Source organism: Chryseobacterium formosense, from assembly GCF_900116415.1.
Classification (GTDB): Bacteria; Bacteroidota; Bacteroidia; order Flavobacteriales; family Weeksellaceae; genus Chryseobacterium; species Chryseobacterium formosense.
This window is the reverse complement of record NZ_FPAP01000002.1, coordinates 248207-272953: the sequence shown is the minus strand read 5'-3', so window position 1 is coordinate 272953 and position 24747 is coordinate 248207. Positions and strand designations below refer to the sequence as shown.

The following is a 24747-nucleotide window of genomic DNA, read 5'->3' as shown; positions in this document are numbered from 1 at the left end:
TCAAAAATCTATGAAATCTGCGGGAAATAAAATTACTTACGATTCTTTCTGATAATATTCCGCAATATTTTTTATTTCATCCAGACTTAAATTCCACATAAAATTAAGAAACTGCTGATAACTTTCACTCTGGTTTTTGGGGTCTACTCTATCCAGATAACGGTTTAAATTATAATTTTTTCGTGCCTCATAAATTTTAGCAAAACATTTTCCCAACCAGCTTTTATAATATTTTTCTTCTTCGCCGTCCTGTAAAAACTGCAGGCTTGCGTAAATTCCGACTCCATAATCTTCCGAATGATAAAAATTGGGCAGGGTTTCCATTCTTGCAATTTTCTCAAGAACAGCGTACGACTCGGATGCTTTTTCATCTTTTAGTTCAGCTTGCAATTCAGGGAAAAGTTTTTTGAGATTGGTAATTCTTAAGGCAATTTCCGGATGAGATTTCAAAGAATCTTTATTTAGTTTATCGTTAAAATTATTGTAATTATACAGGGAAAAATCTTCTTTTTTAAGCCATTTGTCTTTGAATTCCTGATTCGGAAGTCCGAAATACTTTTTATATGTCTCTATCTTTAATGTTCTCGGCGAAATCGTATCAAAATCTTCCAGTCTTTTTAAGGTATTGATAAATTCATTTTTCTTAAAATCACTGTTTTTAAAAACGGCATATCCCAAAGAATCCGCCTGCATTTCCTGTTTCCGGTTTTCTGCACCTTTCCTGTAAATCCTGTTTTTTAAAACATTAAAAGCTCTCTGATTACGGTTTTCTTTAGCTGATTTAATGTCCTGAACCACCAATTTATCCAGCTGATCCTGATTGATAAGATTCAGGAAGCTTTTCATCGTGTGTTCTGTAATTTTATGCCCTAATTCATGCGAAATTACGGCGGCTAGCTGGTCATCGTTATTCAGCCAGTTGAAAAGTCCCATATTGATCACAAAAGTTCCGTCTGCAAAACAGTAAGCGTTTGGTGTGTTGTCTTTTGCAATAAGGATTTTTAAATTTTGTGGAATCTGAGGATTGTTTTTTCTCAAACGCTCCAACAGATTTTTCACTTTTGCATCGAAAACAGAGTTGAAAACAAAGTCTTTATTCTTAACTTGTTTTTCAAAGTTTTTCCCGACCTCTTTATAGATTTTAGACAACTCGATGCCCGTTTTCCCTGAATATTGTGTTTTGAGATTTTTTATTAGAAGCTCATTGTTGACCGAGTAATTTTTAATAAAATCTTTTCGTTGAATATAATCTGCAGTATCAATGGTTTTGTACACCTGAGCGGAACAAATCACCGAAAAAGAAAGCAGTAAAAAAAAGAGGTATTTTTTTATCATAATCATTCAATAATCACAAAAATAATTCATTTGATAATACATCTATTTTATTTTTAAAATTATTTTAAATTTGTTTAAGACCAACTGCCTATGATCATTCTTGTTTACATCGCCACATTTTTAGTTGCTGTAGCGGTGATTTTTTATTTTTTAGGATATTCTTATCTCTTCAGCGGTATTTCAAAAACCTATTTACGAGGAAGAATGAGTGCCAATATCGATGATGGAAAACTGTTTCGCAGCAATATCATTCACACGTCGAAACCTGTTCTTTGGGATGAGCATCCTGATTACAACAAAAAAGATTTACCTAAAAATATTACTGATGACCTTCTTCATTCCAATACTGCGTCATTTCTTGTCGTGAAAGACGGGAAATTACTTCACGAGCAATATTGGAAGGATTACAATAAACTTTCTAAAACCAATTCTTTTTCAATGGCAAAAGCAGTAACTGTAATGCTCTTGGGAAAGGCTTTAGAGGAAGGAAAAATCGAAAATATTGATCATAAATTTTCTGAATACTACGAAGAATTTAAAAACAAACCTTTCGGAAGAGATCTCACCTTAAAGAATCTTGCTCAGATGGAATCGGGGCTTGATTGGGATGAAAATTATAACAATCCTTTTCTTCCCAATGCAAAAGCTTATTATGGAAGAAGTCTCATTAAGGCTACATTTTCGAGAAGATTTAAAGAAAAACCGGGTGAAAGATTTGAATATCAAAGCGGCTCAACCCAGCTTTTAGGATTTGCGGTAAAAAAGGCAGTCAATCAATCTTTATCGAGCTATTTATCTCAAAAATTCTGGATTCCGATGGGAATGGAGCAAAATGCAGAATGGAGCGTCGATGAAAGCGGAATGGAAAAAACATATTGCTGTATTCACTCCAATTCAAGAGATTTTGCAAAACTCGGGCAGTTATTTTTGAATGACGGAAAAGTGGGAGATGAGCAAATTTTAAATTTAGATTTTATAGAAAAAATGCGAACGCCTACCCAAAAATCCGGAGAAATTTACGGGATGGGATTTTGGATCAATCATGATAATCCGATTAAACATTATTATTTCTTAGGTTTGCAAGGACAATATATCATCATGATTCCGGAGCACAAAATGGTTATTGTGAGAACCGGAAGTCATATGAACAATCCTAAAAACGACAGAGGAAGACCGGATCAGGTGAAGTTTTTGGTGAATGAAACGGTGAAGTTGTTTGCTTAAAAAGGCTAAGGTTTAGGCTAAGGTTGAGTTTGAGAATATTTTTTGAACCATTAAGTTTAATTAAGATTTAAGATGATTTAAGGATTTCTAAAGAAATTTATTAAGTAGGTCTGAATTTAGATTGATCTGAATCTTAAAAAAGCCTTACAAACTAAAAATCATAATGTTTAAACTTCATTTAAAGTAAAAACATGGAAAAATACAATCCTTTAGTGGATGAATATATTGAGAAGTCTGCAGATTTTGCGAAACCGATTTTAAATTATCTCCGGGAAATTGTTCATGAGGTTTGTCCGGATGCGGAAGAAGCGATCAAATGGAAGTTCCCGACGTTTATGTACAAAGGAAAAATTCTTTGTTCGACTGTTTCGTTTAAACAATATTGCAGCATGGGATTCTGGCTACATGATGAAATGACAACGATAAAAAATCTTGAAACTGACGCCGAAAAAACCAATATGTTCAGCTTAGGAAAGATTACCAGGCTGGAAGATTTGCCATCCAAACCTCAGCTTAAAAAAATTATTCTCGAAGCTGTGGAACTTACCGATATGGGAGTGACGATGAAAAAAGCTCCCCCTTCAAAAGTTGAAATCGAAGTTCCCGATTATTTTCATAACGTTTTAGATCAAAACAAAAAAGCATTGGAAATTTTTCAAAAATCATCGCCTTCTTTCAGAAAAGAATACATCAATTGGATTATTGATGCTAAAACTGAAGCTACCCGAAATAAAAGAATCGAACAGGCAATAGAATGGATTTCCGAAGGAAAAGGCAGGAATTGGAAATATGAGAAAAAGAAGTGATTGGGCTGGAAGTTTACAAGATTGAAACAATTTTAATTTTAAACTAAATTTTTAGTGGAATCTGAAATTAGCTTCCGGTAGCGTATTATTTTTAAGGAAAGCTTCGTATTCCGGAGATAATTGAGCCCGTCCCCAAGTATTTTTTCCACTCATGCTTCCGAGGCGCACTTTATCTTTACCATACTTTTTATTCATTGCATCCATTGCTCTCATCACTGGCAAATGTTGATTTTGAGTATCTTCTTCAAATAAATTAATCAATCTCTGGTCTTCAGGTACAAAATCATTGACAATGACTCCTGCTTTTTTATAATGAAAACCTTCTTCAAAAATAGATTCAAACAAATCGTTTACAACCCTTCCAATAAGAATTGAGGAGTTTGTCGGATTGGGTAGGATCTGAGTTCTAGCATTTCTGTATTCTGGTAAATCTTTCCGGAAACGGTTGGTCTGTACAAAAACTGTAACCATTTTACAACAGGTATTTTGTTTTCTTAGCCTTTCAGAACAATACATTCCGAAAGTTTCCACACGTTCACGAACCTCTTCTTTTTTGGTAAGCATCTGCATAAAGCTTCTCGTCACCGCAATAGATTTTTTGGGTGATGGTGAATCTAATTCCAACTGACGAATTCCTTTCAGCTCGTTGATCATTCTTACCCCGTGAATTCCCATGACTTTCCGCACCCACATTTCCGGTTTTTGAAGCAGATCCCATGCTTTGTGAACACCATTGTCATGCATTTTTATGGCAAGCCTTCTCCCGATTCCCCAAACATCACCAATTTCTAACCATTTTAAGGCCTTTTCTATTTTTTCGGGAGTATCTAAAGCAAAAACTCCGTTGAATCTTTCAGGATCTTTTTTTACAATTCTGTTTGCAATCTTACACAACGTTTTCGTTGGAGCAATACCAATACTTACGGGAATCTTGGCCTTATTTTTAATTTCTTCTTTTAATTGAATACAGTAATTAAAAATATCAACATATTTAAAACTTGTAAGATCCAGAAAAAGTTCATCAATACTGTAAACCTCATAATCCTTTTCTCCAACATAAGATTTTGAAATTTCGATAACCTCCTGGCTTTTAAAATTATACAGTTCGAATTTTGCAGAGAAACACTTTACATCATGCTTTTTAAAAAGCTCTTTATATTTAAACGCCGGAGCTGCCATCGGAATTCCTAAATCTTTGGCTTCCTTGCTTCTCGACACAACACATCCGTCGTTGTTGGAAAGCACAACAACAGGCTTATTTTCAAGTTCCGGATTGAGCGTTCGCTCACAGGAAACAAAGAAATTATTGCAGTCGACTAAAGCATACATGGAGTAAAAATTGCTGTTTTAAAATACAAATCTATAACTTTAAAATAGAATATTATGTTTAATCAAAAACTTTAACATTGACATTATTAATTTAAAAATCAACCAGTTATATAACTTTAAATACGTCAAGATTTGTCGTATTAATGTATTAATCAGCATCTTGAAAAAATGTATTTTTTAATTTAAAAATGGTGATTTTTATTTTTGAACACGTCAAGTTTTGGCGCAACATACCTCTACATTTGTTTCAGAAAAAAATTAAAAATTATGGATAAAGTAACCCAACAAAGAATTGAGAAATTGCATCCTTTTGTAAGAGAGGAAGTAAAACAAATTATTAAAGAATGCGATGCAGCATTAACAGGAAAAGCCAAGATCAGAATTACCCAGGGATTGCGAAGTTTTGAGGAACAGGAAAAACTGTACGCCATCGGAAGAGTGACTTCAGGAAAAAAAGTAACCAATGCAAAAGCAGGACAAAGCATTCACAATTACGGTTTGGCAGTCGATATGTGCTTAATTATTGACGGAAAAACAGCAAGTTGGGACACTGCAAAAGATTGGGACAACGACAAAATTGCCGACTGGTACGAATGTGTGAAAATTTTCGCAAAACATGGTTGGGACTGGGGTGGAAACTGGAAAACATTTAAAGACCTTCCGCATTTCGAGAAGAAGAATTTTCCGACTAAAAAGGGGTTGGTAAAAACGAGTTGGAGAGCGCTTTCTAAGCTGAAAAGGGATAAGGATGGATATGTGATATTTGAAAAATAATTTATCATAATTTATTTAACACGTCAAGTTCTGTCGCTTCCCGCTCCTATCTTTACTCTACCAAAATAACAGTAGAAAAATGAAAAAAACAACCCTACTTTCTTTAGATGGAGGCGGAATAAGAGGTATCATAACTTGTATTATTTTACGCTACATAGAAGAGCAGCTGCAGATTCATGATAAACCGGGCGCAAAGCTTGGTGATTATTTTGATCTGGTTGCAGGAAGCAGCACGGGAGCATTGATTGCGGCAATTATTTTGTGTCCCGACGAACACCGAAAAGCAAAATATTCCATTCAGAAAGGTTTGGAATTGTATTCCGAAAAAGGTGGTGATATATTTCAGGTCTCTTTTTGGGAAAGACTGATTAATCCTTATGGGCTTTTCAATGAAAAAATCTCTCAGGAAGCTTTAGAAAAAAACCTGAATGATTTTTTTGGTAATTTAGAATTAAAAGAACTGATAAAACCCTGTTTAATAACAAGTTATGACATAGAAAACCGAAGAGCAAAATTATTTAATTCATGGAAAGCCAGCTTAATCACAGATAATTTTTATGTGAAAGATGTTTGCAGAGCGACTTCGGCTGCTCCAACTTACTTTACGCCGGTTCAGATCAAATCGATGTATGGACAGATTTTCAGTTTAATTGACGGTGGAATGTTTGCCAATAATCCGGCACTTTGTGCCTATGCTGAAGCCAGAAAAATTCCTTTTGCTGAAGTTCTGAAAAACCACCAAAAGGCCAATCATCCCACGGTAAAAGACATGATCATTGTTTCTATCGGGACCGGAATAGAATCTAAAAGTTATTCATTCAAAAAGCTGGAAAAAGCCGGAAAAATAGGTTGGGTAACTCCGATTATCGATATTCTGATGTCTGCCAATGCAGAAACAGTAGATTATCAGCTTTGTCAGATGTTTCAGACTTTGGGAGCACGAAACCAAAAAAATTACTATCGTATCAATCCGTCTCTGAAAAATGCTTCTCCTGCAATGGATAATGTAAGAAGATCCAATATTGAAAACCTGATTCAGGCAGGATTAAGCTATATTGACGACAACAGAGAAACTTTAAATCAAATTGTACAAAAGCTGATCAGAAACAAAATATAAGCTTTTTAACTTATAAATGACAAATATAAGCTAATTCAATTATATTCATCATTTGTAAGCTGTTTACTTAATTAAAAAGATTTTTTAAACACTGAAAAAACACGTCGACTTTTGTCGCTCCGCTCTCCTACTTTTGTAGTATAAACAAAGACAAAAAAACAAAATCTTAAACTTTTAAACACTTTATCATTCAACATTTCTTTATGCTGAACAGCAAGAATTATATTCAAAAAACAACTAATTTTTTAAAGCACAAAAACATGGAAACACCCAATCACAATTCCGATATAATCATCAATGATGATCTCTACACCATTAACTGGAGCGATATTGAAAACACCGAAATCGACTACGAAAATTATCTTGATGACATTGAAAACTTCTTCAGGGAAGATTTTGAAAGTGATGTTTTAGAAGAGGATTTTTACAATTAAAATATACAATAAAATTAAAACACGTCAAGTTCTGTCGCTCATCAAGAGTACCTTTGAAGTATCAATAAAAACACAAAACAATCATAAATCTTTCCTGACAAAATTCTGAATTCGACTTCTAAAAAAAGTCTGAACAGCCAGAAATACGTCTAAAAACTAACAGTTAAAAAAATACAAAATGACTTTCTCTATTAAAAAGAAAGGTGGATATCTTTTGCCGGAAACCACCTTAAAAAATAAGGCTGAAACTGAAGTTACTCTAATAAAAAGAGGCTTCGAAATTTTAATCTTAAAAGCAAACAAATTTATAAAAATGAAATCAAAAGAAGAATTAAAAAAATTATTCGAAAATGGTGACAAACCTACACAGGAAGATTTCTGGGAATGGCAAGACTCCTATTGGCACAAAGATGAAAAACTTCCTACAGAAGCTGCGGGTATCTATAAAATAAAAGGCTCTATTGCAGACTTAGCAGCTCTTAATGCTATTACAGGTATGTCAGAAGGAGATGTTTACAATATTATTGATAGTGGAGATAATTACGTTTATGTTTCTGATATTGACAATACAGGTGTAGCTGGTTGGGATAAACTATCAAGTGTTGTCGACTTTAGTAATGTAGTCATGAAGACAGGAGATCAATTTATAGAAGGTGAAAAAACATTTGATACAGCACCATTTATTCCAAATGCTATTGAGACAGATCAAGCTATGAGCTTAGGTCAATTATATGGGACAGGTTTATGGAGTCTTGATGCTCCTTCAACCACTAACTTAAATGCTATTGATAGAACTTGTTTTTTAAGAATTAATGTTAATACATTAAACAGACCGTTTGATAATGGAACTGTTTTAACTCAAATGCATCAAGAGAATCAACAAACTCAAATAGCTATTGATTTGCTTACCGGTGAAATTTGGACAAGAGCAAAAAATAATAATTTAGGTTGGTCTGATTGGAAAAAATCAGGAACAGGTAATTTTTTACCATTATCAGGAGGTGCTTTAACCGGAGGTGGAGTTATTGAAGATAGCGCTAATATTATTATAAAACAAAATGATAATGGTATAGATGTTAAGGGAATTAGTTGGAATAATAAAAATGGATCAGGTACTCCTATTTCAGGAATAGGATCATTCACTAATAATGGTGATTTTGTTTATCATTATGTAGGTTGGAGTTCAACTCCTTGGGAAGAAACAAATTGCTTTTATGTTTCAGAAGATGAGTTGAAATGGAAGAACCAAGATGTAATGCAAGATTTACAAAATGTTTTAAATAAGGGTAGTTATGCTGAATCTTCTGATGGAAATAGTTTAGTCACTATAGCTCCTGAACAGGTTTATTTTAATATCAGTTTTAACGATGGCCAATATAATAGGTCTGTTATTGAGCAATCTCAATCTTATATTAATTTTGGATATGCTCAGACAAAAGATGAGGTTGATTCAGATGGAGTAACACCTATTCAAGTAAATTATGATAGAAATATTATTTTAAATGAAAATGGTATTATGTTATCAGATGGAATGGATGCTGATAGACAACAAACAAAGGTTCATTTAGATAAAGTTAATCGTAATTTTAAAATTGAACATAGAGTAAATAAGAATTTTGGTATAGGTGATCCGATTGATGCTATCAATAAAATAGAGATACTTCCTGATGCAATGTCTTTTGGTTTATTTAGTCCTGAACAAGAAACTAATTATGCTTATAACACATCTGTGAACTTAGAAGGTGGCGGAGGTATTAATTTATATTCAAGTTATAGAGATTTAACAGAGGGTACACCAACACCATTTTATAGAAAAACTGCATTAATATTAGACCCTATAGCACAATCTTTAGAAGCTTTTTTTGATAATGGGGTTGGTGATGTTCCAGTTGTAACAAAAATAACATCTAAAGGTATTACTTCAAATACTGATTTTTCAAATACTATGAGTAACCTTGATTTTGTACAAAGAAAATTTGTTGTTGATAAAATTAATAATTTGATAAATCAAATTAATTCAGGTGTTCATCCAATACCAAATATTTCTTAATAAATATATAAATCAAGCCACTCTTAATTGAGTAGCTTATAAACTTTAATACGAAACCACTTGTATTAAAAATTAAAGGTATAGATACTATTATTAAGTGTCTTAAACCTGTTAATGATAGTACTTATATAGATAGTATTAATAAGGCTTTTAATTATCTAGATATTTCTCAAGCTTCTATTGTTGTAAGGAATATTTGTGATACAGGATTTATACTTCCTGTCAAGTATTATTTACTCAAAACGAGAGTTTTGACTCTACGTTTCTCATCAATTGATAGAAACATTCTTGATTTAAGTAATAGCGCTAATCATACGTTTTGCCTACTACTTCACTTTACTCCTCATTACAACTAACATACTGCACTAAAAACAAATAATTATATAAAAATTTTAACCCTAGACTATTATGTCAACAAATACTTCAGCAAAAGCAGTTCCTTTTACTGTTGCAGAATCCTTGATTGGAGAAGGAATTATTAATTATAAATCAACAAATAATATGAACACAAATAACAACGCATCACAAACACTTTTCAGATTTGTAAGCTTAAGAAACCCTCAACTTACAGAAACTAAAGTTGATAATTTAGGATTTATCCATAGACCAAAAGATTTAGACAGCGCTTTTGACAGTCAGGTTTCTGAAACAGATTCTGCAATAGCAAAATTCCAGGCAATGGAACGTGCGGCAAAAGAATTTATTCCAACCGGATTTGCCAATGAAGCACAGATTGAATCTGGTGTTTTTGCAGAATCCCTAAAATTAGGAAGAAAGATTGCTAAAAAACATGAACTTACTGACCAGGATAAAAACAATGCTGTTAGTTTATATGACGCTACTTCACCGGAACATTATAAAGCTTTATGGGATAATCTGATGTTCCAAACCGTCATGCAGAGCGATTTCTACGTAAAAGAAGCAATTATTTATATTTTAAAAGCAATTCACTTTGGTTATGTTTGTCAGTTACAGGCAACGGATGAACTTAAAAAAATCAATGGGGAAGATTTAATTGCCAAATCATTGGAAGCAAAAGTAGTTCTTCCGTTAAGATTTTTCGGTGACGGAACAGATAATTCAGGGTCAACAATTATTACCAACAGAGCTTTTACAGTAGGTAGATCAGCAGTTGGTCTTGAAGATCCCATCAATGCCGAACAACTTCCAATGGCTGTTCAGGAACAACTGAAAGCAGAAGGAGAAAAAATATCCGAATTATCGGCTGCAGATTTAGAAAAACAAGGCTTAGAAAAACTAAAAGCAGAGCTTGAGAAAGTTCAAAAGTGGTATTATAAGATGAAAGACAAAGCTTATGATACTGCCTATAAAGATTACCTGGATCTTTATCAGTCTGAAATTGATGAATACAACCGAAAATATGCGGAAATCGAGGCCAGGATTACTGAAGAAATGTCTGAAGAGGAAATCCGTGCTTTATTTGCAGCTCTGGAAGAATTACAAGTACCCCCTTTTACTTTTGAATACAGAGATGAGCTGAATTTTGAAGACTTTAAAGCTAAGCTATCGACAGAATCTTTAAAAATGTTTGTTAATCATTTCACAGATGCAGATGGAAAAGAATTAGACTTTTCATCGATCGGTGTGATTTCCGACAGGCAGTTACAGGTAGGAGAAGCTATTGTTTCTATGGATAAGGAGTATGATACGTATTCGGAAGTATTTGAAGAATTAACAGAAAGACTAAGCGCGCAAACAAAAATTTTGTTTGAAAAAACACCTCTTAATGAAAAAGTATATGCCAATTTAGGCGGAGCGCTAATTCCCGTAAATGATTTCAGTACGTCGTCAAATACAATCTCAAGAACCTATTATCTTCAGGCTAATCAGCAGGCTGCTTCTAATTCTTATGTAACATTCTATTATCAGGCCGAAAGTAATTCTTGGGGCACAGCTTCTGCAAAAATCGACGCCATTACAGACTACGGTTCTCATCAAGAAACATATTCAAACATCACTGTTTCCGGAGGCAAAGTAACTTTCCCTTTGATGTTACTCAACAAGTTTGGGAAAGTCATCAGAAACTTAAAAATTAAAATATTCTTTAATAATGGAGAAGAAGCCAATCTTGAATTTTTAGGCGTAACGATGGGACAGCCTTACACCGGAATTCTCTATACCGAAAGAGTAAAACAGGAAATCGAAAATCCTTCCGAGCCGGGAACCACTCCAAAACCGGGAACTTTTATTCCAAAACATTTTGGTGTGAAAAGATTAGGAATTGCGGATTATTTAAAGGTAGAGCAGAGTATTCATGCCTATGTTCCCGGAGAAGTTTCCAATATCGAAAACGTTATGGCTAGTGAATTGCGTCACAAGTCGTCAGTCTCAAGGGATTATTCCGAAATTACCGATACAACTTCAGAGTCTATCGAAACCGAAAAGATTTCCGATACTACAAAGGCCGAAAGAAATGAAATGCAGACTGAAGTTGCCAAAGAAATTGATAAACAACAGAGCATTACTGCAAGTACAAATTTCAGCTACAATACTGGTGTATATAAATTTGACATTGGAGGTGGTTACGCGAACAATACGGCTCAGCATGACAGCACAAGACAAGCCGTTGCCAAATCTCAGGAAATTACCGAGCGTGCAATGGAAAGAGTTCTTACCAAAATCAATAAAGAACGTGTTCAGAAAATCATTAAAGAATATACCGAAACCAATGTTCATGAATTTGATAACCGCGGAAAGGTAACGGATACCAACAATCCTGATGCTGCACAACCAAAACACATTACCGGAGTTTACAGATGGGTAGATAAAAAGATGAAGAATCAAATCTACAATTATGGTAAACGTACCATGTTTGAATTTATGATTCCGGAACCGGCAAGACTTCACAAATTGGCGACTTTTGTAACCAAAGAAAATATCAAAGAACCTATTGACCCTAGAAAAGCAGAAGGGATCTGGAAAATGACCGATTCTAAATCGGCAACCGAACAGCAAATAAAATACTGGGCAGATTATTATGGGGTAACCATAACCCAATTGCCTGAATCCAGTATCATTTATACTGCGGAAACCGGACAGCAGAATCTCGATAATAGTGCAGCCCCAAGAACTTTAAACCTTACGATCCCTACTAATTACAAAGGTTACGAAGCTTATATTACCTATGCATTTTATAATAGATTCAAGAAGAATTCTTCTCAGCTTACCATAGATAATTTAAAAGGAGGCTTTTTAACTTTCGAAAACCACAACAGAGAAGGCTGGCTGCGAAGCAATCAGACAATTACAGGAATTAATGTGGTTGGAAACTATGCAATGCAGTACGCCGGTAGTAATGGAACAACTGAAATGTCGTTCGTCGTAAAAATTAAATGTACACTATCGGATGCTTTTATGGCTGCGTGGAAGCAGGAAAACTTCGACAACATTATTAAAGCCTATGAAACAGCTTATGCCGATTTCTTGGTGAAGCAGAAAGAAGCCGAAGAAAAAGCGAAAGAGGAAAAGACAAATAATGAAGAAATGCTTGGTAATTTTTACCGTGAGATGGAATCTGTTATTCTGAAACACAACTGTATCGCTTATTTATTGCAGGATTATTTAAATACATTGGGACAATCTTACACAGATGGTGATCAAATGAGTAACTTTCAAGTAATCTTAGGGGAAAATCTTGAGCAGTATGCTGCGCTGGCAAAGTTTATGGAGCAGGCTTTTGAATGGGAAATTATGGATTACACATTCTATCCGTACTATTGGGGTGACAGGAAAAAATGGCAGGAAATGTATCTTTCGCAAAGTACAGATCCGTTATTCAGAAACTTCTTACAGGCAGGTATGGCAAGAGTAATTGTTACCGTAAAACCCGGTTTCGAAGATGCTGTTCAGTTCTTTATGACCACCGGAAGAATATGGAATGGCGGTGAAGTTCCTGTCATCGGAGATCCGATGTATATGTCTATCGTGGATGAAATGAGACAGCCAGCGGGAGAGCCTCAAGGTAAATTCTGGATTTCGAGAATTCCAACTACTTTGACAATTTTACAGGCAGAATCTGTAGGACTAAAAGTAGATCCTGACCAGCCTTTACCAATTTTTGTTGAGGAACATCCTGAGAATTGTGAAAATCCGAAGGAATTGGAAGGTGAGACTTCTTTTAGTTTGGATGATATCAGATTAGAAGGAACGGGTGATGATAAAACAACACTTGGATAAAATTAATTTTTATGAAATGGTGGTTTACTGCCACCATTTCTATTTTAACTTTAAAAATTTATAAAATGAGTATAATAAAAAAGTTAGGAATTTCTAAAATAAAAACATTGGAGTTAAATAATATAGGAAAAGATGTTAATGAAATTTATGAAATAAAAAAGATAAAGCTTGTAACTGCTTTAGAAGATGGAAGCGCAAATGATGGAAAAAAAATAAATACTCAAAAAGGGATGATTAATGGCAAAAATTACACCTTTGAAGTTGAAGAATATATTGGGAAAAGAACAACGGAATTAACATCTATTAAATGGGAAATTACTTATAATGATTTTGATACAGGAGAAATAATAAGTTTACCAATTCAAGCCAGAGGAGAACGAATAACCGTAAATATGGGAAATTTAGAATCTTGTGGAAGATTTTTGTATATTCGTGCTTACATTAAAGATAAAAACAATAATGCTTTTTTAAAAATTTGGAAACACAATAGGTTTAGATGGTTTGATCAAATCTTTTTCGAAACAGATTTAGGAAATAGAATAGAAGCATGGAAAATAGATCAGAGAGGAACTTCCTTGTGTGGTATGGCATGCTTATTTTATCTTTTAGCTAAGGAGAATTATGTGGATTATAAAAAAATTTGTAGAGACCTTTTTAGAAAAGGAGAAGCTACATATAATAATTATACTATAAAACCAAGCAAAGAATTATTAGAAAAAAAAATTGACAAAGACGGATTTCCAGAAAAAACAAATATGTCTATCGTGGACTATATTACTTTAGCTGGAATAAGAAATACCGATAATCCTTCCTATAAAGGAGGAGATGAAGATGTTCAAGCAATTAATTGGCCTAAAACAATGATAGCTCTTTCAGAAAAGTTTTTAGGATATCAAGATGTAGGAGAAAATGGGTCTGAGAGATATATTAAAAGATTAAATCACAATCAAAGTGAAATCACAAATATTATTCATGATGTTAATAAACAAATTAAAGATGGTTATCGTTTAATGTTAATGGTAGATTCTGATTTAATTAATGACGATATTGACTTTCAAGGTTTTGATTATCATTGGATAGTATTAGAGAGTGAAATTAATGGAGAATTTGAAATATTAAATCAAAATGGTCAATTAGAATATTTGGTTGATTTTTTTGCTTATTCATATGGAACTAATCCTTTTGACAGAAGGGACACTGTTAAAGATAAAAATGGAAATGACAGGAAAAATCCTAATAAAGGATTTCTTAAATCTCCTATTTCTCGAAGTCACTTTATTAAGAATTATTACGGTTATATAAAAGTTAAATAATATGAAAAGAAAGTTTATAATAATTTTAGTAATTATAATTTTAGCAATAATTAGTTGCTATATTTATATTGCCTATAGAAATCAAGAAAATAAACATGAAAAAATCATTTGTGATTGTAGATTGAAGGGAATATATATCACGAAAGACTTTGCAACATTTAGTTTAAATAAAGAAAAAACTGATGTTATTTTTGCCGGAAAAAAAATAGAATATGAGAAAAAATCTTATGGCAAAGGATTTATATTATCTATAGAAATGTTATTTAATAAATCTATAAAAGATACTCTTTTTATAAAAGATAATAGCAAAACTATTAAAATATATGATTTTGATGTAGACACACTAATTATAAATAAGAAACAAGGAATTATATGTGACTTAAAAGAATTAACTATAGATGGCAAAAAACAATCTGCAAGAAGTTTAATTATTTTAGATTAAAATGGGAAGCATCTCCCCCCGCTGCCGCACGATTCCATCGTGTGGCTTTTTATTTTAAATTCCAACTACTCAGATTATATTATTTTTTACCTTTATAAAAACATACAATGATGAGCAGAAATTACAAATTTCATAATCCTGAAGGTTTATATTTCATAAGTTTTGCCGTTGTAGGTTGGTTAGATGTATTTATCCGAAATGAATACAAAGAAATTCTTTTAGAGAGTTTAAGATTTTGCCAAAAGAATAAAGGTATGGAAATTCACGCATAGTGTATCATGTCAAGCCATGTACACTTGGTTTTTCGAAGTATCAATGGTCAGAAACCAGAACTTTTGATCGGTGATTTAAAGAGATTTACAAGCAAAGCAATTATAAAAGCTATTAAAGAAAGCAAAAAAGAATTTTTATTAGATTTTTTCTAAGAGAAGCTGCAAAAATTTCCAATGTAAAACAAGATGACGTTATTGTTTTTAGAATGTTAGGATTCTGATATGACTGACCACACGAAAGGATTCGTGCGATAGCGGGGATACTGACTTTATAATGGAAGAAATTTTAACTATTATATTACAAAATGATATTACAGAAAAAACCTTACATAAAATGAAAAAATTCTTGCTTTTACTTGTAATTGTGTTTTTAAGTTCATGCGAAAAAGAAGTACACCCTATTATTGATTCTGATCTTAAATCAATTGACCAAATCAGACAATTAGAACTATATGAATATGATAAAATTGGTAATGATAAAAATGGGGATAAAACTATTTTTTTCTCTAATGTCAAACCTGATTATATTTTAAAGGGCAGAAAAGATTACCCTTTAGGTAGGTTAAAAAGTTATTCATCTAAAAATTCAGAAGTATTAAAATATTTTGACCAAGAGCTTAAAAATGAGTTTATTTACTATCAATTTCGAAATGATTCATTAATATCGAGGCTATATATTATTGATAATTTTTTAAAAGAAAATGTGCAAGTTATAAAACTTAATAAAGTAAAGAAAATTCTTGATTCTTTGAAAATTAATTACAGTTCAACGGGCTCGTATGAAAACTTGCTTAGAAATAAATTCAACTATAAAACGCCTACAACAGATGATGTTTTTTTAATTAACAATAAATATCCGGCAATAATACATGCAACACCAAAATTATTTTATATAGAAGTTTTTTACAATAAGAATGATAATTTTAACTCGATTTGGTCATTAGAAAATTAAATAGAAGCTGTTACTCTCCTCTCCGCTGCCGCACGATTGTATCGTGTGGCTTTTTTAGAACCAGATAACCCTAGTTTAAATATAAAATATCCCGAAGAATATATTTATCCTGTAGGCGATGGAAAGCAAAAGGATCTGAAAACATATTATGAACTGCTTAAAAAAATGGCAGAGCATGGCTGGGTAAACAAAGATGGCAAATTAATAACATATCCTAACCTTATTGATGAACAAAGTCATTATAATATTTCATCAGAAATGAACAGCTATCTTATGAGGAATTTTATACATTTATCAGCGAATTTCAATGCACCTTTAGCAGATGCATTAGATCATTATAATTTTGTTTATGCCAACGTACCCCACTTTACTGATGAAAAAGAATTTAAAAATCCACCTTACAAAAGAGAATACTACACACCTGTTTTGGCTGCTTATGATAAGTCTTAGCCTATTACAATCTTGCAACAAAAAAAAATACAGATGGGAGGCGGGTATTTCGGCTCCCAAGTACTATCCTGTAGCAGATGTTAGAGTGGGTTTTGAAAATGCTGGAAATGGAAGCCTTACAAGCCTTGATCCAGGTTGGGGACAAACTTATGGAAGTGTTGTAGGAGAGAAATGGAAAAGTGTCCCAAAGGAAGTACTTATTCATTATGCTAGCGGAGCGGAGAATTATACTTATGAAGGAAAAGTCCTGCTCCCACAAGAAAAGATAAGAGATTTGTTTAATGAATATAATCTGGATGACGAAGATAACTCGGGACATTTGGTGGTCGGTATGGCACCTGGAGGCTGGATACGGGTTTGGTTTCAAACCATAGACAGAAAAGCTAATGATTTAGTAAATATAGAAGTGATAAAGGCAAAGCTAAAAGGAAGCTACGATGATACTGCTGATGAACGCTATAAAGTAAAGAATTTTGAGAACTGGGGAAAATACTACATCTACTGGCAAAACCACGGGATTCCTTACGAAGCATGGGCAAATAATGAAAAGGAATATGATATGTATTTTGATTTTAATAAAAAAAAATATAATAAAGTAGTATTTAGTTATATTTCTTCTGATGGTTCATATTATCAAGGACAGCAAGGTAAAGGAGAAATAAAAGTACATCAAAAACTTCCAGTTCAATTTGAGCAAATCGCGTGGTTAAGCAAATTAGGAAATTCTTATAATTGTAAAGTACCTATGCCTAGAAATTTTAAAAAGTATATTGAGCAAAAAAAATTAAAAGAAATAAAATTATTGTTGGAAATAGAAAATGATGATGAACATGCAATAATATATCTGATTTCGAACAATGTAAAAGAAAAAATAGTAAGATTCAAGAATAAACAACCTACACGAAAAGAAAGTAAAGATGTTGATTTTGATTATGCTACAGAAGTAGAATACTTCATACTATAAGTTTTTCAGACACTATCCCACGAAGTGTGTAAATTAAAATATAAGGCTTGGATTTTATAATCTGAGCCTTTTTATATAGAAACGCTTAGTTTTAAATATTTTAGATATGAAAGCCTCCGTTACCCCCTGCTACCGCTCGATTATATCGCCCCCGCTGCCGCACGATTGCATCGTGTGGCTTTTTATTTTACAAACTCTCTCAAAAGTTTTATCTTTAATAAAAACATAAAGATGAGCAGAAATTACAAATTCCATAATCCTGAAGGATTATATTTCATAAGTTTTGCCGTCGTCGGTTGGCTGGATGTATTTATCAGAAATGAGTACAAAGAAATTCTTTTAGAAAGTTTAAGATTTTGCCAAAAGAATAAAGGTATGGAAATTCATGCATGGTGTATCATGTCAAGCCATGTACACTTGATTTTTCGAAGTATCAATGGTCAGAAATCAGAACTTATGATCGGTGATTTCAAAAGATTTACAAGCAAGGCAATTGTTAAGGCTATTAAAGAAAATCCTAGAGAAAGCAGAAAAGAATTTCTTTTAAACTTCTTTCTCAAAGAAGGCTCAAAAAGTTCGAATGTAAACCAATATCAATTTTGGAGACATGACAATAAACCTATTGAGTTGTGGAGCAATCATGTAATCAACCAAAAGATTAATTATGTCCATCAAAACCCTGTAGAAGCGGGCTTGGTTTTTCGTGCAGAAGATTACAGATATAGCAGTGCTTTAGATTATTCCGATGAAAAAGGACTTTTGGATGACGTTGTGGTTTTTAGAATGTTTGATTTCTAAGATGACTGACAACACGAAAGGATTCGTGCGGCAGCGGGGGTCGAGGAATTTGAAGCAGGATGGAAAGCTCTTCAAGAAGCAATACAAGAAGGTAAAATTACAGCTGAGAATGCATTGGATTATATATATGATGTACTGCCATATTTTAATCACCATATAGTAAACAATGAACTTAAAATGATTTCTGATTCGAATTGCGTGAATGTAGTTCAAAAGTAATAGAATATTTGGAAACAGGTAAAATATCTCAAGCATTACATTCAAGAGGACAAGATGTTAAAGTTTTAGAGGAAATATTTGGAGGTAAATTTTCTTCGCCTGTTAAAATTCAAGATATTCGAACTATTGATATACCCGAAGGTGAAATTGGAATAATGTATATTTATAAACAAGGATTTAAGCATGGGCACGTTTTCATTGTTATTAAAATAAATAACAGACTCATTCTTCTTAATGGTCAAAAAGGAATAATGCAAACTTTTGAAAAAGCTGAATTTATAGAATATTTAAAAATAAAATAAATAGATATGTTAACAGATAATAAAATGCTAGACATAGCAAATAAGTACATCAACGAAATAGGTCAGGAGATAAATATTGAACTTGAAATTCCTAATGATTTTATTAAGAAGAGTTATGGAAATATTTATGATTATGTTGCCAAAGATTCTACGAAGCATCGTTTAGCAGGTAATGGTCCTTTTCTTGTAAAAAATGATGTAGGAACAGTAATTCAATTTGGAACATCAGATGATATAGAATACTATATACAAGGTTATGAGGATGGTACATGGGAACCAAGTTCTAATGGTGTTTGGGATCCTAATTAATCGAACTCTTAATAGTTAACAGTAAACTTCAAAGCACGGATTTTCACTCTGTGCTTTTTATATTGAACTTTTAGAGAAAAGAGTCTAATAACCATTATAAGCATATTACCAACAATTCTTCTGATTTTGAAAAATTAAATATTCTTTTTATAGAGAATGCAGATAAAGAAATAGCTGTACTCTATAAAGGGAAAAAATTCTTTCATGCAAATTCAGCTAGTAGGACGGGTAAATTTTTAGATTATCTTTACAAAAAAGCTGGAGGTAATATTGCAAAGCTGGAAGATGAGATGAGCCGTCTTGCAGGAATGGCAGAAAATCTTCCTTCACGTATTAGTATGACAGCAGAGGAGTTTGAAGCAGGATGGAAAGCTCTTCAGGAAGCAATAATTGAAGGTAAAATTACCGCTGAAAATGCACTGGATTATATTTATGAAGTACTACCATACTTTAATCATCATGTGGTAAATGGAAAAGTTGTAATGATTTCTAATACTAACTGTGTAAATGTGGTAAAAAAAGTTGTAGAATACTTGAAAACTGGTAAGATATCAAGTGCTTTACACTCTGAAGGACAAGAAGTCGAGTTGTTAGAAGAAATTTATGGCAGTAAATTTACTGAAATAACTGAAATAGGAGACCTAAAAGGAACAAATGGAATGCAAGATGGAGAAATAGGAGTTATCTATCCCTACAATACCAGCTCTAAAACTATTATAGGTCATGTTTTTAATATTGTTAAGAAAAATAACAGGTTGATTCTGCCTGATGGACAGTTTGGAGTATTAGCCAAGACAGGAGATTATAAATATTTTGAATATCTAAAAGTAAAATAAGATTATGTTAAATAATGAAAAAATGGATAAAATCGCAGAAAGATATGTAAAAAAGATATCTGAAAATATAAACGTAGAGTTAATTATTCCCAACGATGTTATAATTGATAAATCTTATGGAAGAATTTATTTTTATGGAGCTAAGGATTACAAGAAACATCGATTAGCAGGAAACGGACCTTTTCTTGTTAGAAATGATACAGGTATTGTTATTCCGTTTGGCACTGCTATGGATGTTGATTACTATATTAAAGGATATGAGGATGGCACTTGGAAACCTGCATCATATGGTGTTTGGGATCCTAATTAATAGAACTCTTAATAGTTAACAGTAAACTTCAAAGCACAGATTTTGAATCTGTGCTTTTTATATTGAACTTTTAAAGAAAAAAACTATTCAAACACTATAAAATCTTACCGAATAATCTTCTGATTTTGAGAACTCTTTGTAGAGAATGCAGAGAAAAAGATTGGCTTAATCTACAAAGGAAAAATGTTTTTTTCTGCGAGTGAAGTAGCAACTCAAAATTTTATTAATCCCCCGCTGCCGCACGATTCCATCGTGTGGCTTTTTATTTTAAATTCCAACTACTCAGATTATATTATTTTTTACCTTTATAAAAACATACAATGATGAGCAGAAATTACAAATTTCATAATCCTGAAGGTTTATACTTCATAAGTTTTGCCGTAGTGGGCTGGCTTGATGTATTTACCCGAAATGATTACAAAGAAATTCTTTTAGAGAGTTTAAGATTTTGCCAAAAGAATAAAGGTATGGAAATATACACCAAATATAGTTCTCAAAAACTTCCCCATCATCTTGAAGAATATTTTAGCGTAAAACTTATCCACAAAAACAAAACACGACATCATTTGTCGCAGTAAGCTCCTATATTTGTTTTATAAAATTCAGGCATGAAAAAAGATTTTTACCTTACGAGATATGCACTAATCATCAAAAAATTAGAGAGCGCTCCGGCTACCTATTCCCAGCTGGAAGATTATCTTCTGAACTCTTTTGAGTTTCAGGATGCAGATATCAAAAGCTACTCTATTCGAACTTTACAGAGAGATATTCGTGAGATTTCCAATCTTTTTAATCTTTCCATTCACAACAAGAAAAAGGGTGACAACCGTTATTATATCGAAAGCCGCCCGATGATGGAAGTGGATGAGTACAATCAGAAATTGCTGGAGTCTTTCCAGGTAAGCAATGCCTTAAACAATCATCCCGATTTCGCCAATTACATCTTTTTTGAAAGCCGAAAACCAAGCGGAGCAGAAAATTTTTATGATTTGTTCTTTGCCATCCGCAATAAAAGAATTGTTTTGTTTGAACATTACAACTACAAAAACAAACTGATGACTTCCCGAAAAGTTCATCCTTTAGCCTTGAAAGAATCCAAAGACCGATGGTATCTTATTGCGATTGACACCAAAGACAAAGCACTGAAATCTTTCGGTTTAGACCGGATTAATTATCTGGATGTGACGCCTCAGAAATTCAGAGAAAAGTACAAATACAATTTCAGGGAGCATTTCAAAAATGCTTTCGGAGTGATGAATCTTACCGAACAAAACCCACAGAAAATCGTCTTGAAATGTAGCCGTCATCAGGGCGAATACATCAGAAGTTTTCCTTTGCACCAGTCACAAACAGAAACAAAAGAAACACCTGAAGAGATTTATTTTGAATTTTTCCTGCATCCTACGTACGATTTTATGCAGGAAATTTTATCGTATGGGAAAGAAGTAAGAGTCTTAGAACCGATAAATTTAGTTGAAGACATTAAAAAACATTTGCAGGAATCACTGAATAATTATTTTGAATCGTAAAATCAAATCTGTTTTTGCATCTTTTTTGATTACATTTACATATAATTAGAATCCGTTGAAAGCTTTATACCTGTTTTTGATTTTTGTCTCGACATTTTGTTTTTCCCAACAGACCGAGGAATTCAGAATGGTAAAACATTATTATAATCAACATAGAACTTCGCTTAATAATGAGTTCAAGAAGAAATTCGATGCAGAAAGTAATCCGCTGTACAAATCAGCAGTGAAGAATGACTTTCTTTTCTTTATGAAAAAAATGGACAGTATTGAAAATGTCGCCCTCATTGCAGCTTTATTAAAGGTTAAAAACCTTGAAGACGTCAAGAGATTAAAACCTGCACAAACTAATAATCAACAGAGCGCTGAATTTTCTAAAACGATTGACAAAACAGCCGATTATCCCGGCGGAATTAATGCTTTAAGAAAAGAAATTGCCCAGCTTTTTTACGGAGACGGAGTATATTCTGAATCAGGAAATGTAAAAACGAATGTTGGTTTTATTGTTGAAAAAGACGGAACCATCAGTAACGTAAAAGCAGAAGGTGATAATTTTACATTTAACCGACAGGCTGAAATAGCAGTCTACTCAATTTCTGAAAAATTCTCCCCTGCTTACATCAACGGAACTCCTGTCAGATACAAATTCAGGCTTCCTTTAGCACTGAATTTCGAATAAATTTATACTTAAATTAATCTCAAAAAATAATTATTGAAAAGCTTAGTTTTGTACTAAGCTTTTATTTTTATGTTTACCGACGAATATTTTATGAAAATGGCTTTGCGGGAAGCCGAATCAGCTTTTGAGAAAGATGAGGTTCCTATTGGCTGTGTAGTGGTTTCAAACGATCGTGTGATTGCAAGATCGCATAATCTCACCGAAACATTAAATGATGTTACCGCACATGCTGAAATGCAGGCTATAACTTCTGCTGCCAATTTTTTAGGAGGAAAATACCTTGTCAACTGTACCCTGTATGTGACTTTAGAACCATGTGTAATGTGTTCCGGAGCACTTTCCTGGGCACAGATTTCGAAAGTTGTCATCGGCGCAAGAGACGAACAGCGTGGATTTATCAATAAAAATCTTTCCCTTCATCCTAAAACAGAAATTGTTACCGGAATAATGGAAAACGAGTGCTCTTCTATCGTAAAAGAGTTTTTTAAATCGAAAAGGTAGGTTAAAGCTAAGGTTGAGGTTGAGACTAAAATATCCAATAAGATTTTCATTAACCTTAATCTTTGCCTCAATCTCAATTACAAATCTTTTCCTAAGAAATACAAACCTTTCAGCGTGTGAAGGCGGTCTGCGATATGAATTTTTTCGGTTAGAGGTTTGTAAACATGGGAAACACCGCCTGTTGCAATGACAAAGCAGTCATCCTGAACCTCATCATTAATCCGATCGATAAAGCCTTCTACCATTCCGAGGAAGCCGTAAACCATACCGCTTTGCATACAGGTAACTGTATCTAAACCTAAAACAGATTTCGGTTTTACCAGTTCAATTTCAGGTAACTGAGCGGTCTGACTGATCAATGAATTTAAAGAAGTTATAATTCCCGGCGCAATAATAACGCCCATTGTTTCGCCATCTTCGGCGACACAACTTGCGGTAAGCGCAGTTCCGAAATCTAAAATAATTTTCTTTCTTCCGGGATACATATTGTGAGCCGCAACCAGATTGGCATAAATATCGGTTCCCATCTGTTTCGATTTTGCCACAACTTCAGAAGGTGTAGTACGGTCTACCATAACAGGCATAATTCCGTGGATTTTTCTGATCGCTGAAGTAATTTCTCTCGTTAATTGCGGAACTACAGAACCTACAATTATCTTTTTAATATCCTGGGGATTAATTTTATAAGTCTGATACAGAATCAGCATCTGACCGTGAAGCTCATCGGCAGTACGATAAGGCTTTGTATTGATAATCCACGAAATATCACAGTTATCATCATCAAAAAGACCAAATCTGATATTGCTGTTTCCAACATTGATTACGATAGAATTCATAGACATATTTTTCAGCCGGAAATTCATCAGAATTCGATAATAAAGATGAATATCCTATTAATTTTTCAAGGGTAAAAATAATACTTTTCTTTAAAAATATCCTTTCAATATTAATGAAAATGGTTTATACTTGTTATAGATTTATTTAGATCAAACTAATATGAAAAAACTCTTTGCACTCATTCTTATTATTCAGTCTTTATCTGTATTTGGGCAGAAAATATTTAAAGATGAAAACGATAAAATCATTTCAGAAGAAATTTACAACAATCGTAAACTTATACAAGGAGGGTTTAAAGCCTGCAATGATTCTTTACAAATCTGTAAAATTATCATTAACAGGTCAGAAGAGGGAAGCGTAGAATCTGAAAAAATACTAACTGATTTACAAAATTTACTAAATATAAAATTAGAAAAAAATCAACCGACGATTATCACATTTCACCCTGGAAAAGACTATTGCAATTCTTCAGGAACATCAACAGCAACAAGCCAATATTTGTGGCACAAAGAAAAAGAAGAACTTTTGGATAAAATAAAAAAATCAAATTTTCTGTATGTCTATAAAAATAATACAAATATAAAAACGATTAAAAAGCTAAAGTGGTTTAAAGATCCTAAAAACATTATTGAGAATACTTTTTTCCGATATCACTATCCTTGCAGCAGCTATGTGATTATTTATAACAATAAGTATAGAAGTTATTTTGGAGAATTTTCTCAAACGCAGGTTTACAATGATTTGCAGGAAATCATTAAATAAATAATCTCG

At 32.9% G+C, this 24747-nt stretch carries 26 protein-coding genes; 23 read left to right on the top strand and 3 right to left on the bottom strand.

All coding sequences use genetic code 11. From position 1 onward, the window contains the following. Positions 1-36: 36 nt before the first annotated feature. Positions 37-1335, bottom strand: a complete 1299-nt coding sequence (locus BM371_RS07465; RefSeq protein WP_081874571.1) for a M48 family metalloprotease — start codon at positions 1333-1335, stop codon at positions 37-39. A gap of 90 nt (positions 1336-1425) precedes the next feature. On the opposite strand from BM371_RS07465, the gene BM371_RS07460 reads away from it, so the two are divergent. Further along, positions 1426-2559, top strand: a complete 1134-nt coding sequence (locus tag BM371_RS07460) for a serine hydrolase domain-containing protein (RefSeq protein WP_034677825.1) — start codon at positions 1426-1428, stop codon at positions 2557-2559. A gap of 191 nt (positions 2560-2750) precedes the next feature. Next, a complete protein-coding gene (locus BM371_RS07455) occupies positions 2751-3365 on the top strand; it encodes a YdeI/OmpD-associated family protein (protein ID WP_034677824.1) in 615 nt (204 codons plus the stop codon). Positions 3366-3416: 51 nt separating this feature from the next. On the opposite strand, the gene BM371_RS07450 is transcribed toward BM371_RS07455, so the two are convergent. Beyond that, a complete protein-coding gene (locus BM371_RS07450; RefSeq protein ID WP_034677823.1) occupies positions 3417-4694 on the bottom strand; it encodes a Y-family DNA polymerase in 1278 nt (425 codons plus the stop codon). 267 nt (positions 4695-4961) lie between these two features. On the opposite strand from BM371_RS07450, the gene BM371_RS07445 reads away from it, so the two are divergent. The 20 genes from BM371_RS07445 (at position 4962) to BM371_RS07355 (ending at position 23139) form a co-directional block, all read left to right on the top strand. Next, positions 4962-5468 carry a M15 family metallopeptidase gene (locus tag BM371_RS07445; RefSeq protein WP_034677822.1) on the top strand — a complete coding sequence of 169 codons (507 nt, stop codon included), beginning with the start codon at positions 4962-4964 and terminating at the stop codon, positions 5466-5468. Between the two features lie 79 nt (positions 5469-5547). Further along, positions 5548-6585 (top strand): patatin-like phospholipase family protein, encoded by a 1038-nt coding sequence (locus BM371_RS07440; RefSeq protein ID WP_034677821.1) that lies wholly within the window; start codon positions 5548-5550, stop codon positions 6583-6585. A gap of 260 nt (positions 6586-6845) precedes the next feature. Next, positions 6846-7019, top strand: coding sequence for a hypothetical protein (locus tag BM371_RS20520; protein ID WP_165571784.1), 174 nt, complete (start codon positions 6846-6848; stop codon positions 7017-7019). Positions 7020-7197: 178 nt separating this feature from the next. Next, positions 7198-9069, top strand: a complete 1872-nt coding sequence (locus tag BM371_RS07430) for a pyocin knob domain-containing protein (protein WP_034677819.1) — start codon at positions 7198-7200, stop codon at positions 9067-9069. 408 nt (positions 9070-9477) lie between these two features. Continuing rightward, positions 9478-13266, top strand: coding sequence for a hypothetical protein (locus tag BM371_RS20690; protein WP_228376778.1), 3789 nt, complete (start codon positions 9478-9480; stop codon positions 13264-13266). Between the two features lie 11 nt (positions 13267-13277). Next, positions 13278-14579 carry a hypothetical protein gene (locus BM371_RS07420; protein WP_034677818.1) on the top strand — a complete coding sequence of 434 codons (1302 nt, stop codon included), beginning with the start codon at positions 13278-13280 and terminating at the stop codon, positions 14577-14579. A 1-nt stretch (position 14580) separates the two neighbouring features. Then, entirely contained in the window at positions 14581-15021 is a 441-nt protein-coding gene (locus BM371_RS07415) for a hypothetical protein (RefSeq protein ID WP_034677817.1), read from the top strand. A 110-nt stretch (positions 15022-15131) separates the two neighbouring features. Then, positions 15132-15293 carry a hypothetical protein gene (locus tag BM371_RS20515; RefSeq protein ID WP_177225346.1) on the top strand — a complete coding sequence of 54 codons (162 nt, stop codon included), beginning with the start codon at positions 15132-15134 and terminating at the stop codon, positions 15291-15293. A 274-nt stretch (positions 15294-15567) separates the two neighbouring features. Then, positions 15568-16245 carry a hypothetical protein gene (locus tag BM371_RS07410; protein WP_034677816.1) on the top strand — a complete coding sequence of 226 codons (678 nt, stop codon included), beginning with the start codon at positions 15568-15570 and terminating at the stop codon, positions 16243-16245. A gap of 45 nt (positions 16246-16290) precedes the next feature. Then, complete coding sequence (locus tag BM371_RS07405; protein WP_034677815.1) at positions 16291-16695, top strand: hypothetical protein; 405 nt, start codon at positions 16291-16293, stop codon at positions 16693-16695. After that, positions 16619-17659, top strand: a complete 1041-nt coding sequence (locus BM371_RS07400; RefSeq protein WP_165571783.1) for a DUF2931 family protein — start codon at positions 16619-16621, stop codon at positions 17657-17659. Before BM371_RS07405 ends, BM371_RS07400 begins: the two co-directional genes overlap by 77 nt. 231 nt (positions 17660-17890) lie before the next feature. After that, entirely contained in the window at positions 17891-18457 is a 567-nt protein-coding gene (locus BM371_RS07395; protein ID WP_034677813.1) for an REP-associated tyrosine transposase, read from the top strand. A gap of 227 nt (positions 18458-18684) precedes the next feature. Next, positions 18685-18978: a hypothetical protein gene (locus BM371_RS07390; RefSeq protein WP_034677812.1), complete on the top strand. Its 294-nt coding sequence runs from the start codon at positions 18685-18687 to the stop codon at positions 18976-18978. Between the two features lie 24 nt (positions 18979-19002). Beyond that, positions 19003-19287: a hypothetical protein gene (locus BM371_RS07385; protein ID WP_131430974.1), complete on the top strand. Its 285-nt coding sequence runs from the start codon at positions 19003-19005 to the stop codon at positions 19285-19287. A gap of 290 nt (positions 19288-19577) precedes the next feature. Continuing rightward, entirely contained in the window at positions 19578-20123 is a 546-nt protein-coding gene (locus BM371_RS07380) for a hypothetical protein (RefSeq protein WP_034677810.1), read from the top strand. Positions 20124-20145: 22 nt separating this feature from the next. After that, positions 20146-20433 carry a hypothetical protein gene (locus BM371_RS07375; protein ID WP_165571782.1) on the top strand — a complete coding sequence of 96 codons (288 nt, stop codon included), beginning with the start codon at positions 20146-20148 and terminating at the stop codon, positions 20431-20433. 323 nt (positions 20434-20756) lie between these two features. Further along, positions 20757-21011: a hypothetical protein gene (locus BM371_RS20920; RefSeq protein ID WP_316931476.1), complete on the top strand. Its 255-nt coding sequence runs from the start codon at positions 20757-20759 to the stop codon at positions 21009-21011. 30 nt (positions 21012-21041) lie between these two features. Beyond that, entirely contained in the window at positions 21042-21962 is a 921-nt protein-coding gene (locus BM371_RS07365; RefSeq protein ID WP_034677807.1) for a helix-turn-helix transcriptional regulator, read from the top strand. A 127-nt stretch (positions 21963-22089) separates the two neighbouring features. Next, a complete protein-coding gene (locus BM371_RS07360; protein WP_051882875.1) occupies positions 22090-22638 on the top strand; it encodes an energy transducer TonB in 549 nt (182 codons plus the stop codon). 69 nt (positions 22639-22707) lie between these two features. Continuing rightward, entirely contained in the window at positions 22708-23139 is a 432-nt protein-coding gene (locus BM371_RS07355) for a nucleoside deaminase (protein WP_034677805.1), read from the top strand. A gap of 77 nt (positions 23140-23216) precedes the next feature. On the opposite strand, the gene BM371_RS07350 is transcribed toward BM371_RS07355, so the two are convergent. Then, positions 23217-23975: a type III pantothenate kinase gene (locus tag BM371_RS07350; RefSeq protein ID WP_034678281.1), complete on the bottom strand. Its 759-nt coding sequence runs from the start codon at positions 23973-23975 to the stop codon at positions 23217-23219. A gap of 160 nt (positions 23976-24135) precedes the next feature. Here BM371_RS07350 and BM371_RS07345 point away from each other — a divergent pair, with 160 nt between their 5' ends. Next, complete coding sequence (locus tag BM371_RS07345; RefSeq protein ID WP_034677804.1) at positions 24136-24738, top strand: hypothetical protein; 603 nt, start codon at positions 24136-24138, stop codon at positions 24736-24738. Positions 24739-24747 lie beyond the last annotated feature (9 nt).